Source organism: Bradyrhizobium icense, assembly GCF_001693385.1.
In the GTDB taxonomy this organism is placed as follows: Bacteria; Pseudomonadota; Alphaproteobacteria; order Rhizobiales; family Xanthobacteraceae; genus Bradyrhizobium; species Bradyrhizobium icense.
The window spans coordinates 188036-203188 of record NZ_CP016428.1; the positions used below are offsets into that span (position 1 = coordinate 188036).

Consider the following 15153-nt stretch of genomic DNA (forward strand, 5'->3'; position numbering starts at 1 on the left):
GCGCGCGGGCCCCGATAAGAGAAAGCGGAGCAATAGCTCACTCCGGCAGCGGAATGAACTCATGTTCTTGCGGAACGGCCGCAAACCGCCCGGTTTTCCAATCCTGTTTGGCCTGCTCGATCCGCTCCTTGCTGGAGGAAACGAAATTCCACCAGATGTGCCGCGGACCTTCCAGCGCATCGCCGCCGAGAAACATCATGCGCACCGGCGTGACTGCTTTCACCGTGATGCGATCGCCGGGGCGGAAGATCAGGAGCCGCGGTCCTTCGTAGCGCTCGTTGGCGATCTCGACCTCGCCGTCGACGAGATAAATCGCGCGCTCTTCATGGTCGGGGTCGAGCGGCACGGAGGTAGCAGCCTGCGCCGTCACTTCGGTATAGAACCAGGGCGAGACCATGCCGACCGGCGATTGCACGCCAAAGCCGTGGCCCGCGATGATGCGCGCGGTGAATCCGCTCTCCCTCACGGTCGGCAGCGCCTCGGCGGCGTAATGCTGGAACGACGGCGCGATCTCTTCCGAGCCCGCCGGCAGCGCGATCCAGCTCTGCAGGCCGAGCATCTTCTGGCCGTCGCGGCGCTGCACGTCGGGCGTGCGTTCGGAATGCGCGATGCCGCGGCCCGCCGTCATCAGGTTCATCGCGCCGGGCTGGATCTCCTGGATGTTGCCCTCGCTGTCGCGGTGCATGATCGAGCCGTCGAACAAATAGGTGACGGTGGCAAGTCCGATATGCGGATGCGGGCGGACGTCCATGCCCTTGCCGGCCATGAACTGCACGGGACCGAAATGGTCGAAGAAGATGAAGGGCCCGACCATCTGCCGCTTGCCATGCGGCAGCGCGCGCCGCACCGCAAAGCCATCGCCGAGATCGCGGGTGCGCGGCACGATGATCAGATCGAGCGCGTCGCAGCTTTTGGGATCGCCGAGCACGGGATCGTTGGAGGGTTGCCAGCTCATGGGGACTCCTTGATGTTTGCGGCGATCATAGCAGGAATTGCGGCGCGGCCTATCCACGTCATTGCGAGCGAAGCGAAGCAATCGTCTCGCCTTGGGGATAGATGGATTGCTTCGCTACGCTCGCGATGACGGCGGTAGGCACGTGCACAGACCTCTCCCACAAGGGGAGACGGCACGCCGTCGATGTGGTGCTAGCTCGATCTATTGCCGCCCCAACTGCGTGGCCTTCTCGACGCGGTCGAACCGCTCCAGCGACAGGATCGCGTCGGCGAGCTGGTCGGCGCGGCCGTTCAGCACGGGGCGGGCGAGCGTGAGAAACTTCTGCTGCATCGCCTGCGCGTCCGGAAACGTATCCGGCTCGCCGGAGGGATCGGCATAGAGCCGCTCGTGCACGCCGTCGTCGGTGGTGATCGAGACGCGCGCGCCGAAGGGGTGGGTGCGGCCGATCTCGAGGCGGTCGTCCTGCACCACGTCGAACTTGTCGGCGAGCGCGTTGACGGCGGCATCGCCGAGCCGCGCGTAATCGTCCCAGCCGAAACGGCCCTGGTCGAGCGCCAGCGCGCCGGTGAAGAACATCGAGAACTGTCCGCCGACGATCGAGGTCGGATGCCGCTTGGTGGCGGCATCTCCCGTCAGCGTGATGCCGTTGCGGTGCAGACCGATCTCGACCCGCTTGATCTGGTCCGGCGTCAGATTGTGTTCCCTGCGCATCGCGATCAGCGCATCCAGCGCGGCATGGGTGTAGCGGCAGCTCGGGTAGGGCTTCACGCCAATCTTGAGCGTCTCATAGGTCCTGCCGAGGCTTGCGACGGCCTTGTCGGGATGAGCGTCGTCGCTGTAGCCGACGAGGAGGCCGTGCTTGCCCTCGACCGACTCGGTCGAGCCGACAAAATTGTTGCGCGCCAGCGTCGCAGCAATCACGCCGTTCATCGCGGCGGCGCCGACCTGGTAGCGCTTGTTCCAGGCGCCGTTGACCAGAAACTGCAGCGAGCCCGCGGCCTGGCTGCCGGAAACGCCGAAGGCGGAGATGATCTGGTCCTTCGACAGGCCGAACAATTTCCCCGCCGCGGCTGCCGCGCCATAGGTTCCCGCCGTCGCGGTCGGATGAAAGCCGCGTGCATAATGCGAGGTCGGATCGAGCGCATTGCCGAGCCGGCAGCACACTTCATAGCCGGCCACGATCGCCGTTAGCACGTCGCGCCCGGATGCGCCGACCATTTCGCCGACCGCAAATGCCGCCGGCACCACGGGCGCGCTCGGATGCAGCGAGGAGTCGGCATGCGTGTCATCGAAATCGAGGGAATGGCCAAGCGCGCCGTTGAGCAGCGCCGCCACCGCGGGCGTCCATGTCTTGCTGTCGCCGAACACGGTCGCTTCGCCCTTGCCGTCCAGCGCCAGCGCTTCCAGCATCTTCAGCAGCGAGGGCGTTGACTCCGCATCGCGCCGCGCCCGGATCGTGCTGCCGAGGAAATCCAGCGTCAGCACCTTGGCGCGCTCCAGCACCTCGGGCGGAATGTCTGCAAATTCCAGGTCGGCGACATAGGCTGCGAGCGTTGCGGTTTCGTGGGCCATCGTGTTTCCTCGTTTTGCCGGGCAGGGTAGGCGGGCCGACTTGACCTTTCAAGCCGCCTCCCGTCGCGGGCATCAGCCATGCCTGGTGTCATCTAGCACAGGCGCGGCGTGCAGTTTCCGGAGTGCAGTGCATGATGGCCTTCGCAAAACGCATGCTTGGAGCGAGCGTCGGCCGGCTGAAGGCGACCCGTGACTGCATGCTTGGTACCGTCGGCGCGCTCCACGGCGGCGCCCCAGAGAGGTGCCGCTCCCGGCCAACATGCAGGCAAGCTGGCGCGGCCGCTGTCCAATGTGAACCAGGCGATCGTCGACTATATGCGCGCGGCAGCCGCCATCCTGCAATGCGGTGCGAGACGGCGGCAGCGATCGGCGCCGAAGCGAAGCGTTAATCGACGTGCGGTGATACCGGCCTCAGGCCGCAACCTGCCGCAGCAGGGCGGGCACGATCAGCCGATGAAACGGCATGATGATCGCAAGATAAGCTCGCCCGAGCCAGTTATGCGTCTTGACCAGCGTCGTCGCCGTGACCTGCCTGACGTCGCCGGGCGCCGTCACGTCCACCACGACGCGAAAGTCGAGATGGCGATCGTTGAAGCCGGCGATAAGTCGATCCGGCGTTTCGCTGACGACCGGAAAAATCCCGATCATGTCGCGGGGCACATTCGGATTGACACCTGACGTTTTCAACCCGAGCGGAGAAACCAGCAAATTCCGCAGCGTCAACAGCGCCTCGGCCCATCGCGGCTGCCGCGCCATCATGCGCTCCGCGGCGCGGCGGGCGTCGAGATTGCGGTCGGCGATTTCAATGCAGAAGGCATCCGCGAATTGCGCGCCGGCCAGCAGCGCATCGGCATCGACGGAAGGTGCGATTTCGCGGACGGTCATGGAGACGCCAGTCTGTTCGCCAATAGCCGGAATCGCAAGACCAGCAGAATGGCGAAGACAACGGTGCCGATCGACAATCCGATCCAGACGCCGCTGGCGCCAAGCGATGTCCAGAACCCGAGTACGCAGGCGGAAGTAAAGCCGATCAGCCAGTAGCTGAAGGTGGCGAATAGCAGCGGCACGCGCGTGTCATTCATTCCGCGCAGCGCACCGGCGGCGATGGTTTGGATACCGTCCGCGACAAAGAAGGTAGAGCCGATCAGGAGCAGGGTCGCCGTCAGTGTCGCAGTCGCGTCTACGGCCTCGCCGAGGAAGAGTTCGGCGATAAGGAACCGTCCAAGAATCACGGCGAGCGTCATCGTGGCCATGAACGTGGCGCCGAGCAGTATCGCCACATAACCTGCGCGCCTGACGGCGTCGCTGTTGCGGCGCCCGACCGCATGACCGACCCGCACAGTCGCTGCCATACTGATTCCGAACGGCACCATGAAAAGGATGGCTGCGATCTGTAGTGCAATCTGGTGCGCAGCGAGTGCTGTGGTGCTGATCAGACCCATCAGCAGGCCGGCAGCGCCGAACAGCCCGTACTCCAGCAGAAACGCCATCGAGATCGGCGCGCCGACGATCGCGAGCTTCGCCATCAACGGCCAGTCGATGCGCCAGATGTTGCCGAGCACGTGATATTTCCTGAACGGCGGGCGTAGCGCGGTGAACCACAGCCCCGCGAGAAACGTGCCGAGATTGACCATGCTGGTCGCAAGGCCCGCGCCGAATAGCCCAAGTTCGGGCAGGCCCCATTTCCCGTAGAGCAGCAGATAGACCAGCAACGCGTTGGCCGGGATCGCGGCCAGTGTGATCCATAGCACCGGCTCGGGCCGGTTCACCGCGCTCATGAAGCCGCGAATCGCGATGAACCACAGCGCCGGCAGGATGCCCCAGGCAAGGCCGAACAGATATTGCTGCGCGGGCCCGGCGGCAGTCGGCGCCTGGCCGAGCGCGATCAGGATCGCCTCGCCGCGAAATGGCAGTGCCATCAGCGGCAGCGCGATCAACAGCGCCGCCCACAAGCCGACGCGCAGCGCGCGTCGTACCATGCGCGGATCGCGAGCGCCGAAAGCCTGCGCCGCCAGCGGTGCCACGGCCGATACCAGGCCCATGCCGAAAGTGAAGGCGACGAAGAACACCGTATGGGCGAGGGCTGCCGCGGCCACTGTTTCGCTGCCGAGCCGACCGATGAATGCCAGATCGGTCGTCATCATCGCGATCTGTCCGAGCTGAGTCAGTGCGAGCGGCACCGCGAGTTTTAGCGTCTCGGCAAGTTCAATCGCGAGATGGCGGCCGGGCACGGCCGCAGAGGCAGGCGGCGCAACGCTTGCGCGGTCGATTTTTTCGAGCGAGGTCATTGCAGCAGACTAATACCGGCGAAGGTCGAAAAAATGACGCCGGCGTCCACCGGCCTAATGGCCGTCGCGTGCCGGCACTCGGGTGATTCTGGCGCCCAGCGCATTGAGCCGCTCCTCGATGCGCTCATAGCCGCGCTCGATCTGGTCGGCGTTGTTGATGGTCGAAGTGCCTTCGGCGGCCACCGCCGCCAGCAGCATAGCCATGCCGGCGCGGATGTCGGGGGAGGTCATCGGCGCGCCGCGCAGCCGGCTCGGGCCGGCCACGATCGCGCGATGCGGGTCGCACAGCACGATACGGGCGCCCATCGAGATCAGCTTGTCGACGAAGAACATCCGCGACTCGAACATTTTTTCGAACATCAGGATCACGCCGTCGCATTGCGTCGCGGTCACGATCGCAATCGACATCAGGTCGGCCGGGAAGGCCGGCCACGGCTGGTCCTCGAGCTTCGGCACATGCCCGCCGAAATCGTCATGGATCTTCATGGTCTGCCCTGAGGGCACCACGAGATCGTCGCCCTCGACGCCGCAGACGATGCCGAGCCGCTCAAACCCCATCCGGATCGAACGCAGATGCTCGACGCCGGCCTTGGCGATGCGCAGTGGCGAGCGCGTCACCGCGGCGAGCCCGATCAGCGAGCCAACCTCGATATGGTCGGGCTGGATCGAATAGTTCGTGCCGCCGAGCGTTGCCGGGCCGTGCACGATGATGGTGTTGGTGCCGATGCCCTCGATCTTGGCGCCAAGCGCGACCAGGAAATGCGCGAGATCCTGCACATGCGGCTCCGAGGCGGCGTTTCGCAAATAAGTGGTGCCATGGGCGGCAACCGCCGCGACAAGTGCGTTCTCGGTGGCGGTGACGCTCGGCTCGTCGAGAAAGACGTCGGCGCCCTTGAGGCTGCTCGCGCGGAATTCCAGCCGGTGGGTGGCCGTGACGGTGGCACCTAACTGCTCGAAGGCGAGGAAATGGGTATCGAGACGGCGGCGTCCGATGACGTCGCCACCGGGCGGCGGCAGCGCCACCTCGCCGCAGCGGGCCAACAGCGGTCCCGCCAGCAAGATCGAGGCGCGGATCCGCGCGCAGAGTTCGGGATCGAGATCGGCGGCGCGGACCTCCTTGGCGTGGATCGCAAGCGTATTGCGCGCCTGCCATTCGGCCGAAGCGCCGACCGAGCGGATCAGTTCGACCAGCGTTTCGGTGTCGCGGATCCGCGGTACGTTTTCCAGCGTGACGGGATGCTCGGTGAGCAGCGCAGCGGCGATGATCGGCAGCGCCGAATTCTTGTTGCCGGACGGCTCGATCGTTCCCGAAAGCCGGTGGCCGCCTTCAACGATGTACTGAATGGGCGGCACGGGCGTTTTGTCCAACGCAGTCTCCTGACTGTGATGCTTAAAATTCCACAACGGAATCAACGATCAATAGGATTGCCATAACACATAAAGCTATCTCGGGGTAATGCAATCCTCTCGCGCTACCGTTCTAACAATGGAGTCTCACACGTCCAAGAATTTGCGCTCGCGAGGGTCGGTATCCGCGAAAGCCTTGCTAAGCTGACCAGTAGAGGGGCGATGTATCGCAGATCGAAAGGGGGAAACCTCGAGGTGGTCAAATGCACTGAGGTTGCGTGGTTGTTGCTAGCCAATCGACAGCGGCTGCGCGCGACATTTAATTAATTGTGGCATTGAGAGTGCGAATCTCTACTGCACCCACCATTTAAGCTGTTGTGATAGCGGCATTGTTCTTCTGCCTTTGCCCAATCGTTAGGAATTCGGACGGTCACCCTAGGAATTCGCAAGCAGGCTTTGCTCGATGGTGAATTTGCAAGAATTATCCCCGCCCGTCATTGGGCAGCTCATAACGTCCACGTTCGGTTTAGCACGGCTCAAATTTCCGGAACTTAGCCAAAGGTGGACTACTGCATCTTGGCGGACTGGCTCAAGAATCCCCGGCTCGCTCGCCATGGTGTCTGTGCAGCGTGTCGGCGAACTCGATCTGCTTTGTCGTGCGCTAGAAGTTGAACTCGTCGAACATCCTCCAAAGCCGGAGGAGATGGATCTTCGTGACAACTACTTGTTCATGTACTCTGAGCTTTGGATAGGTGCCGCTTACGCCGTCTCATTTGCGCTTAAGGACCGAAAACTCCTTTTGGATGACGCAAACTTTGTTGAATTGGCGGAAGACTTGCGGTTGGTGCGCGTGCAGATAGAAAAGCACCAGATAGCGTCAGATAGAGCTTTGAAGGAGCCGTTGCCGCTATCTACAGGTCCAGATCCGCGGGGCGAGGCACCTGAACAATTCTATACTTACGATAAATCTGATCCTCGTCGAGCGCATATTGGACGAACGGGTGTTTCGGATAGGCGCTCGATAATGTGGGAGGTAATCGAAGCAAAGACGCAGACGATGCGATGGATTGAGCGGCGAACGGTCGCAGACAAAATGTTGGATGTATTTTCCAAGTGACCTGCGGCACGGGCGCGTCCTGCCTCACACGTCGACATTGGCGCTGAGCGAGTTATCCTGGATGAACTCGCGGCGTGGCTCGACCACGTCACCCATCAGCTTGGTGAAGATGTCGTCGGCCTCGTCGACCTCCTTGATCTTCACCTGCAGCAGCGAGCGCTCGTTGGTGTCGAGCGTGGTCTCCCAGAGCTGGTCGGGATTCATCTCGCCGAGGCCTTTGTAGCGCTGCAGCGCCACGCCCTTGCGGCCGGCATCGGTGACCGCCTCGAACAGGCTGACCGGCCCGTGAATCGTGGTCTCGGTGTCCTTGCGGCGCAGCAGGCCAGGGTTCGGATAGGCCTCCTGCAGCTTCGCGGCGTAGTCATCGAGCTTGCGGGCGTCCGCCGAGCCGAGCAGGGCGTCGTCGATGACGGCTACATCCTTGACGCCCCGGATCGTGCGTTCGAAGGTGAAGCCTTCGCCCTCGGCGAAATGGCCGACCCAGCCGCGCTCGACTTCGTCGGCCAGCTTGTCCAGGCGCCTGGCGATGTATTCGGCCGCGGCGTTTGCCGTGGCAAGATCGCCGGTGATCTTCGGCGTCAGGACGCCCGCGATCGCGGCTTGCTCGACCACCTTGCGGTTATAGCGGCTGTGCAGGTTGTTCAGGATGCCGCGGATCACGCGCGCATCCTCCACCATCGACAGCAGGTCGCGCCCGGCGCGTTCCGAGCCCGATGCGGGCTTGAAGACGCAGTCATCGAGGCCGGTCGCGATCAGATAATCTTCCAGTGCGCGCTCGTCCTTCAGGTACTGCTCGGACTTGCCGCGCGTCACCTTGTAGAGCGGCGGCTGGGCGATATAGAGGTGGCCGCGATCGATCAATTCGCGCATCTGCCGGTAGAAGAAGGTCAATAGCAGCGTGCGGATGTGGGCGCCATCGACGTCGGCGTCCGTCATCACGATGATCTTGTGGTAGCGCAGCTTGTCGGCCGAGAAGTCGTCGCTGATGCCGGTGCCGAGCGCGGTGATCAGGGTGCCGATCTGCTCGGACGAAAGCATCTTGTCGGTGCGGACGCGCTCGACATTGAGGATCTTGCCGCGGAGCGGCAGCACCGCCTGGAACTCACGGTTGCGGCCCTGCTTGGCGCTGCCGCCGGCCGAGTCGCCCTCGACGATGAACAGTTCCGACTTGGCCGGGTCTTTCTCCTGGCAGTCGGCGAGCTTGCCAGGCAGCGAGGAGACGCTAAGCGGGCTCTTGCGTGTCAGCTCGCGCGCCTTGCGGGCGGCTTCGCGCGCGGCGGCCGCCTGGATCACCTTGCCGACGATGACTTTCGCTTCGGCCGGATGCTCCTCGAACCAGGCCGCCAGGGCCTCGTTCAGCACGTTCTCGACCACCGGGCGCACTTCCGAGGACACGAGCTTGTCCTTGGTCTGCGACGAAAATTTCGGGTCCGGCACCTTTACCGACAGCACGGCGGTGAGACCTTCGCGGCAATCGTCGCCGGTCAGCGCGATCTTTTCCTTCTTCGCGTTGGCGTCGGCATAGCCGTTGACCTGGCGTGTCAGCGCGCCGCGGAAACCGGCGAGATGGGTGCCGCCGTCTCGCTGTGGGATGTTGTTGGTGAAGCAAAGCACGTTCTCGTGGTAGCTGTCGTTCCACCACAGTGCCGCCTCGACACCGATGCCGTTGGCTTCCGACCGCACCATGATCGGGACAGGCACGATGGCCTTCTTGTTGCGGTCGAGATATTTGACGAACTCCTCGACGCCGCCGTCGTAGCGCATCTCCTCGCGCTTCTCGACGGCGTGGCGCATGTCGGAGAGGATGATGTGAACGCCGGAATTGAGGAACGCGAGCTCGCGCAGCCGGTGTTCCAGCGTCGCGAAATCATATTCGATGTTCTTGAATGTCTCGCTCGAGGCGAGAAAGGTGACCTCGGTGCCGCGCTTGCCCTGGGCCTCGCCGACCACCTTCAAGGGTGCCAGCGAGTCGCCATGGGCGAACTCGACGAAATGCTCCTTGTCGTCGCGCCAGACCCTGAGCTTCAGCGAGCTCGACAGCGCGTTGACGACGGAAACGCCAACGCCGTGCAGGCCGCCGGAAACCTTGTAGGAGTTCTGGTCGAATTTACCGCCGGCGTGGAGCTGGGTCATGATGACCTCAGCGGCAGAGATTCCTTCGCCCTTGTGGATGTCGACGGGAATGCCGCGGCCGTCGTCGCGCACGGTAACGGAATTGTCTGCATTGAGGATCACATCGACGCGCGTGGCGTGGCCCGCGAGCGCCTCGTCGATCGCGTTGTCGACGACCTCGTAGACCATGTGGTGCAGGCCGGAACCATCATCGGTGTCGCCGATGTACATGCCCGGCCGCTTGCGAACGGCATCGAGGCCCTTCAACACCCGGATCGATTCCGCACCATACTCAACGGGAATGGGATGCTCAGTGTCGGCAGGGGTCCGCCGGGCAGGTTCTGTCATGTGAGGCCTTCGAGGGTGTCCCAAATCAGCCGCGCAATATGAGGCGCTGATTACTCTATTTGTGCCACGAAAGAGGCATCGCGCCTAGCGCAATCTCTCCGTCCGCAAGTTATTGAATAAATGGTGATTTTTTACTCTTTTTCAAGGTGTCCAAGGGCCGATTCAGAGGGCCTCGAAAAGCGCGATTCGAGGGCTGATTTCAAGCCCCCGGAAGCTGAGTTTTTAAGGGCACCGGGCAGGAATTCGCAGACTGCCGCGGATAGTTCGGCCCACGATCAAACGACCGAGAAGGGATCGGCGTATTCGATTCCTTCCATCATTGATCGCGTGCTCGCGATGCCAATCGCCGCGAGCAAGCTCCGCCGGGACGTGATCAGTACATCTGCAGGGGTAACACATCGCCGCCCGGGCCGATCATTAGGCCCCAGGTATCGTTAGCGGTGACTTCGATGAAGTTGTTGCGCGCCGGCCTGCCCGCGATTTTCAGCGCATACCGGTATTTGCCCGGCGGCAGATCGATCATCGGCGGCCTTGCCGATTGCGGTCCGCCGGCGCCGGCGGCGATCCTGATCGTCTGCTTGTTGATCGAAACCGTGGCGTCGCTCTCGCCGATATTGCCGAACATCAGTTTGGACTGGCCCGGCTTCGGCACGACATCGGCTTTGGCGGCGGTCGCCGGATATTTTTGCGCAAGATTGACCGACGTCTCGCCGTTCCTGCGGCCGAGTTTCAATGTGGCAGGACCGTCGGGCGAAGCAAATGCGAGTTGCACCTGGTCGGGCTTCACGATGGCGCCTTCGGCCGTCTCCTGCCAGCCTCGCTTGGTGAGTTCGCGACGGTAGAAGGCGAGCACCGTGTCGAGTTCGGCTGGGATACTGGCCTCGAGCTCCCTGCGGAACGGCGCATCGCTGCCGGGCATTTTGCCGGTACCCATCGAAGTCATGGTGCGTTGCTTCGGCACTGGCAAGGCGGAATCCGGATCGGCATCGAGCGTTTCTGCCACGGCCTTGCCGGCCGATCCGCTTGACGCCTTAGTACCTTCCGGCCCGGCGTTTGCCATAACGAGCGCCGATCCACCGGCGCTGACGCGGACCTTCGGGCCCATCTGCATGGCGGTGAGCGACAGCGTCTTGCGGCCTTTGGAAAATCCCATCACGGCCATATTGGGTTGGTTGATGACCGATGGCTTCTCCCTCCAGCCCTGCGAGTGCAGGGAGCCGCGGTAGAATGCTGCGACCGCCTTCACGCTGGAAGCGGAATTGAATTCGAGCCTGCCGTCGGCGCCGTCGAACTTCACGTTCTCCGCATTCTCCGGCAAGGGCACCGGTGTCGAACTGTCGGCAAGCGCACGCAGCGGCGCATCCGACAGATTGGCGGCTTGCGCGACCCGCCGCGCCTCGTCGGCGGCGATTACCTGCTTGGCCATCGCTGCAGCGTCGTTCATGAACTTCTCGTCGGCTTGCTTCTTCGCCTTGGCGCGTGCGGCCATTGCCGCTTCGCTCATCTGCGTGACGAGGCTGACGACGGTCAGATCGTATTTGCGCCCGAGCGTCAGCGTCGCGGTCTGCTCGGCAGAGGAAAAATTCAAGGTGACATTATCCGGCGTGACGACCGCGCCCTTCGTCTCTTCGGTCCAGTTGCGGCTTGCGAGTTCGCGGCGATAGAAGGCAAGCGTTGCGGGAAGCTCGGCAACGACGGCGACCTCGAGCTGGCGGCGGGCGGAATCGGAGCCGCCTAAACTCTTTGCGGTCCTGGTCGGCTTCGGCTTGGGCAGGCCGGCCATTTCGGAATCGGCTTCCAGCGTCTGCGGCAAGGCGAACGGCGCAACCCGGATTTCAACCCCGGTCCGGCCGTCGCTTCGCCGCTGCAGGGTCAGCATGACCGGCCGCTGCCGATAGAAGCCGTCGCCGTCGTCATGGGTGTAGTAGGCGCGGACGCCGTTCTCTACGGTCTCGCTGAATTCCGCGTTCGGCCATCGCGCAGCCGCCTCAGTGGCGGTGAGCTGCTTCCAGCCGATCGCGGCCATCTCCTTGCGGAAGAAGTCGAGCGTCGCGTCAAAGGCGGCCGGCGCGATGCAGCCGAGATAGGGCCGGTGCTGGTCAAACACGATGCCGGTGGCCTCGGGCGGAAACGGTAGGTTCGAGGTGATCCGGTCGGAGTTGTAGTGCACGACCGATTGATCGGGGCGGCCGAGTCCCTGGGTGAGACGTACGCTCAGCCCCTGCTGCGCCTTCTTGAAAGTGAGGATAGTGCTCTTCTCGTCCAGCGGCCGCAAAAATTGTACCCAGCCGTCGGCGGCGAGCAGCTTTCCGGTGGCTTCAGTCGTGATCGCGACGGCGGTGCCGACGCCGTAACTCAGGCTATGGGGCTGGGTACGAGAAGCATCTTCTACGGCGCCTTCCAGCCGAGGCAGCGTACGGACGTCGACGATGCCGTTGTCGGCCCTTGCAGTAAGCGGCATGGCGGCGGTGATCGCGAAAATCAGCGGCAGCAGTCGTCTTCCGGCCGGCAGGATTCCCTGCGCGATCTCAGGCATATTCATCTCCGGTATTTGCGAGTTGCGAACGAGGGTGCACGGCTGCACGGGCCGCGGGGCCGGCGCCGGTTCCCCTAACCTAGTCGTGCCGGCGCGGGATTAGGTTCAAGATGGCCCTATTGGCCGCGCTCAGGCACGGCGGCTCACCCGGCCAGACTCGACGTCGAAAATCTCGCCGGTCGCTCCGATATCGACGAACGCCGCTGGATCGGCACCGGTCATCCAGACCTGTGCGCCGAGCTTTGCCAGTTCATCGAACAGCGCCTTGCGCCGGCTGGGATCAAGATGTGCGACGACTTCGTCGAGCAGCAATAGCGGCACGATCCCGGTCATCTCGGCAACCAGGGTGGCATGGGCCAGCACTAGCCCGATCAGCAGCGCCTTTTGTTCGCCCGTGGAGGCGTCGCGCGCCGGCATGTTCTTCGGCGCATAGACCACCTGCAAGTCCGTGAGATGGGGACCATCCAGCGTGCGGCCGGCCGCGGCGTCGCGGGCACGGTTGGCGCGCAGGATCTCGCGGTAGCGATCCTCGACCGCGGTTGCGGATTCGTTGACCAGCGCGTTTTCCATCCAGCCGTCGAGCATGATCTGCGCCGATGGAAAGGCGGAGGCCGCGCCGCGTTCGCGCAGCATCGCAGCCAGTCTGGTTACGGTCTGGCCGCGCGTGGCGGCAACCGCAACAGCGAGCTCGGCGGTTTCGCGCTCGATCGCTTCGCACCAGTGGTCGTCATAATTGCGCACTTCGAGCAGGCGGTTGCGCGAACGCAGCGAGCGCTCCAGCGCCGAGACGCGGCTGGAATGCTCGCTGTCGATCGCCAGCACCAGACGGTCGAAGAAGCGCCGCCGCTCGGAAGCTGCGCCGAGGAACAGCCCGTCCATCGCCGGCGTCAGCCATACCATGCGCAAATGATCGCCGAATGCGGTTGCCGAGCTCACCGGCTCGCGGTCGATCCGGCAGCGGCGGCTGGAGGCGGCGTCCGCGGTCGGCGCATCGATGCCGGTGCCAAGCGTGGCAAGCCCCAGCGCGCCCTCGACCTCGGCCGACACCGCCCAGGAGCCGTCACCCTGATTGTCGGCAACATCCTCCAGCGTCGCGCGCCGCAGGCCACGTCCCGGCGACAGAAACGAGATCGCCTCCAGGCAATTGGTCTTGCCGGCGCCGTTCGGCCCCACCAGCACCACCATATCGCCGCGCACCTGCACGCTCGCCGCGCGATAATTGCGGAAGTGCGTGAGCGACAGGCGATGGATGCGGGAGGGGGTCATGCCAAGCTGTCATTGCCGGGCTTGACCCGGCAATCCATCGTCCGCGCTAGCGGGCAATATCTTCGTATAAATCCCGCCAGTCGGGATTGCCCGCCACGATCAGATCGATTTTCCACTCGCGCGACCAATGCTTGATGTTCTTCTCGCGTTGAAGCGCGACAGCAATTGTTTCGTGCGCTTCGAAATACACCAGTGTCTTGACGCCGTACCGTTTGGTGAAACCGTCTGCCAGACCTTCCCGGTGCTCGTATACACGCCTGATCAGATTGTTTGTTACACCGATGTACAGCGTTCCGCCTGGTTTGCTCGCGAGGATGTACACCCAATAGGTCATTTTTGTTTGATGGATTGCCGGGTCAAGCCCGGCAATGACAGTTGGAGCTCAAACCCGCATCGGCATCAGCACGTAGAGGGCGCCTTTGTTGTCCTTGTCCTGCACCAGGGTCGGCGAGCCAGGGTCGGCGAGGCGGAGCACGGCGACGTCGCCTTCGATCTGGGCGGCGATGTCGAGCAGGTAGCGTGAGTTGAAGCCGATATCGAGCGCGTCGGAGGCGTATTCGACTTCGAGCTCTTCGGTGGCGCTGCCGGAATCCGGATTGGTCACCGACAGCACGAGCTTGCCGGCGGACAGCGCAAGCTTCACGGCGCGGCCGCGCTCGCTGGAAATGGTCGAGACGCGGTCGACGGCGGCCTCAAAGTCCTTCTTGTCGACGATCAGTTCCTTGTCGTTGTTCTGCGGAATGACGCGGCCGTAGTCCGGGAAGGTTCCGTCGATCAGCTTTGAGGTCAGCACGACGTTGCCGAGGGTGAAGCGGATCTTGCCCTGCGAAAGTTCGATTTTGACTTCGGCTTCATTGTCCTCGATCAGCCGCAGCACCTCGCCCACCGTCTTGCGCGGCACGATCACGCCGGGCATGCCGGTGGCGCCGGAGGGCAGTGCCAGATCGATCTGCGCCAGCCGATGTCCGTCGGTTGCAACCCCGCGCAGTGTCGCGGCCTTGGCGCTGCCGGCGGTGTGCAGGTAGATGCCGTTGAGGTAATAGCGGGTCTCTTCGGTCGAGATCGCAAACTGCGTACGGTCGATCAGACGCTTGACGTCGGCAGCCGCGAGCGAGAACGAATGCGTCATCTCGCCGGCGGCGAGATCGGGGAAATCGCTTTCGGGCAGGGTCTGCAGGGTGAAGCGCGAGCGGCCGGCACGGATGGCCATGACCGAGCGGTCGCCATCGGCCTCCAGCACGATCTGCGCGCCGTCGGGCAGTTTGCGGACGATGTCATAAAACATATGCGCCGGCACGGTGGTGGAGCCGGCCGTTCCGGTCTCCGCTGCCAGCGTTTCGGTCACCTCGAGATCGAGGTCGGTCGCCTTCAGCGACAGCCTGGCGTTTTCGGCGCGGACCAGCACATTGCCGAGGATCGGGATGGTGTTGCGGCGCTCGACCACGCGATGGACGTGACCCAGCGATTTCAGCAGTTGCGCGCGTTCGACGGTGACCTTCATTGCAATACCCGCCAGAGATGGAAAAGCCGGGCGGCCCGTCAAGGCAGCGCCGCGGCATTGGAAACCCGAAAAGCCGGATCAGGACCGGATTTGATCAAACCCCCGGGGGGA

11 protein-coding genes are annotated in these 15153 nt (G+C 63.5%); 1 reads left to right on the forward strand and 10 read right to left on the reverse strand.

Going from position 1 to position 15153, the window contains the following annotated elements:
* Positions 1-37: 37 nt before the first annotated feature.
* The 5 genes from LMTR13_RS00945 to murA all read right to left on the reverse strand — a co-directional run bounded on the left by LMTR13_RS00945 (position 38) and on the right by murA (position 6168).
* Positions 38-955: a pirin family protein gene (locus LMTR13_RS00945; protein WP_065726292.1), complete on the reverse strand. Its 918-nt coding sequence runs from the start codon at positions 953-955 to the stop codon at positions 38-40.
* A gap of 201 nt (positions 956-1156) precedes the next feature.
* The gene (locus tag LMTR13_RS00950; RefSeq protein ID WP_065726293.1) at positions 1157-2527 is read right to left on the reverse strand and encodes an MmgE/PrpD family protein; all 1371 of its coding nucleotides are present in this window, start codon (positions 2525-2527) and stop codon (positions 1157-1159) included.
* Between the two features lie 411 nt (positions 2528-2938).
* Complete coding sequence (locus LMTR13_RS00955) at positions 2939-3412, reverse strand: DUF2867 domain-containing protein (RefSeq protein ID WP_065726294.1); 474 nt, start codon at positions 3410-3412, stop codon at positions 2939-2941.
* Positions 3409-4815, reverse strand: a complete 1407-nt coding sequence (locus LMTR13_RS00960; RefSeq protein WP_065726295.1) for an MATE family efflux transporter — start codon at positions 4813-4815, stop codon at positions 3409-3411. Before LMTR13_RS00960 ends, LMTR13_RS00955 begins: the two co-directional genes overlap by 4 nt.
* Positions 4816-4869: 54 nt before the next feature.
* Positions 4870-6168 (reverse strand): UDP-N-acetylglucosamine 1-carboxyvinyltransferase, encoded by a 1299-nt coding sequence (murA, locus tag LMTR13_RS00965; RefSeq protein ID WP_065732310.1) that lies wholly within the window; start codon positions 6166-6168, stop codon positions 4870-4872.
* Positions 6169-6625: 457 nt separating this feature from the next.
* Here murA and LMTR13_RS00970 point away from each other — a divergent pair, with 457 nt between their 5' ends.
* On the forward strand, positions 6626-7279 hold the full coding sequence (locus LMTR13_RS00970; RefSeq protein WP_156795378.1) for a hypothetical protein: 654 nt from the start codon (positions 6626-6628) through the stop codon (positions 7277-7279).
* A 24-nt stretch (positions 7280-7303) separates the two neighbouring features.
* Here the strand turns inward: LMTR13_RS00970 and gyrB are convergent, their stop codons facing one another.
* From gyrB to dnaN, 5 genes are all read right to left on the reverse strand, one after another.
* Positions 7304-9739, reverse strand: coding sequence for a DNA topoisomerase (ATP-hydrolyzing) subunit B (gene gyrB / locus LMTR13_RS00975; RefSeq protein ID WP_065726297.1), 2436 nt, complete (start codon positions 9737-9739; stop codon positions 7304-7306).
* A gap of 373 nt (positions 9740-10112) precedes the next feature.
* Entirely contained in the window at positions 10113-12275 is a 2163-nt protein-coding gene (locus tag LMTR13_RS00980; RefSeq protein ID WP_065732311.1) for a hypothetical protein, read from the reverse strand.
* A 129-nt stretch (positions 12276-12404) separates the two neighbouring features.
* Positions 12405-13541, reverse strand: a complete 1137-nt coding sequence (gene recF / locus LMTR13_RS00985) for a DNA replication/repair protein RecF (RefSeq protein WP_065726298.1) — start codon at positions 13539-13541, stop codon at positions 12405-12407.
* Between the two features lie 46 nt (positions 13542-13587).
* Positions 13588-13875, reverse strand: a complete 288-nt coding sequence (locus tag LMTR13_RS00990) for a GIY-YIG nuclease family protein (protein WP_065726299.1) — start codon at positions 13873-13875, stop codon at positions 13588-13590.
* Between the two features lie 48 nt (positions 13876-13923).
* Positions 13924-15042, reverse strand: coding sequence for a DNA polymerase III subunit beta (gene dnaN, locus LMTR13_RS00995; protein WP_065726300.1), 1119 nt, complete (start codon positions 15040-15042; stop codon positions 13924-13926).
* Positions 15043-15153: the final 111 nt, after the last annotated feature.

Excerpts from the sequence above, each read along its gene's own strand:
- LMTR13_RS00945 (WP_065726292.1), bottom strand. The coding sequence starts at position 955 with ATGAGCTGGCAACCCTCCAACGATCCCGTGCTCGGCGATCCCAAAAGC.
- LMTR13_RS00950 (WP_065726293.1), bottom strand. The coding sequence starts at position 2,527 with ATGGCCCACGAAACCGCAACGCTCGCAGCCTATGTCGCCGACCTGGAA.
- LMTR13_RS00955 (WP_065726294.1), bottom strand. The coding sequence starts at position 3,412 with ATGACCGTCCGCGAAATCGCACCTTCCGTCGATGCCGATGCGCTGCTG.
- LMTR13_RS00960 (WP_065726295.1), bottom strand. The coding sequence starts at position 4,815 with ATGACCTCGCTCGAAAAAATCGACCGCGCAAGCGTTGCGCCGCCTGCC.
- LMTR13_RS00970 (WP_156795378.1), top strand. The coding sequence starts at position 6,626 with ATGGTGAATTTGCAAGAATTATCCCCGCCCGTCATTGGGCAGCTCATA.
- gyrB (WP_065726297.1), bottom strand. The coding sequence starts at position 9,739 with ATGACAGAACCTGCCCGGCGGACCCCTGCCGACACTGAGCATCCCATT.
- LMTR13_RS00980 (WP_065732311.1), bottom strand. The coding sequence starts at position 12,275 with ATGCCTGAGATCGCGCAGGGAATCCTGCCGGCCGGAAGACGACTGCTG.
- recF (WP_065726298.1), bottom strand. The coding sequence starts at position 13,541 with ATGACCCCCTCCCGCATCCATCGCCTGTCGCTCACGCACTTCCGCAAT.
- LMTR13_RS00990 (WP_065726299.1), bottom strand. The coding sequence starts at position 13,875 with ATGACCTATTGGGTGTACATCCTCGCGAGCAAACCAGGCGGAACGCTG.
- dnaN (WP_065726300.1), bottom strand. The coding sequence starts at position 15,042 with ATGAAGGTCACCGTCGAACGCGCGCAACTGCTGAAATCGCTGGGTCAC.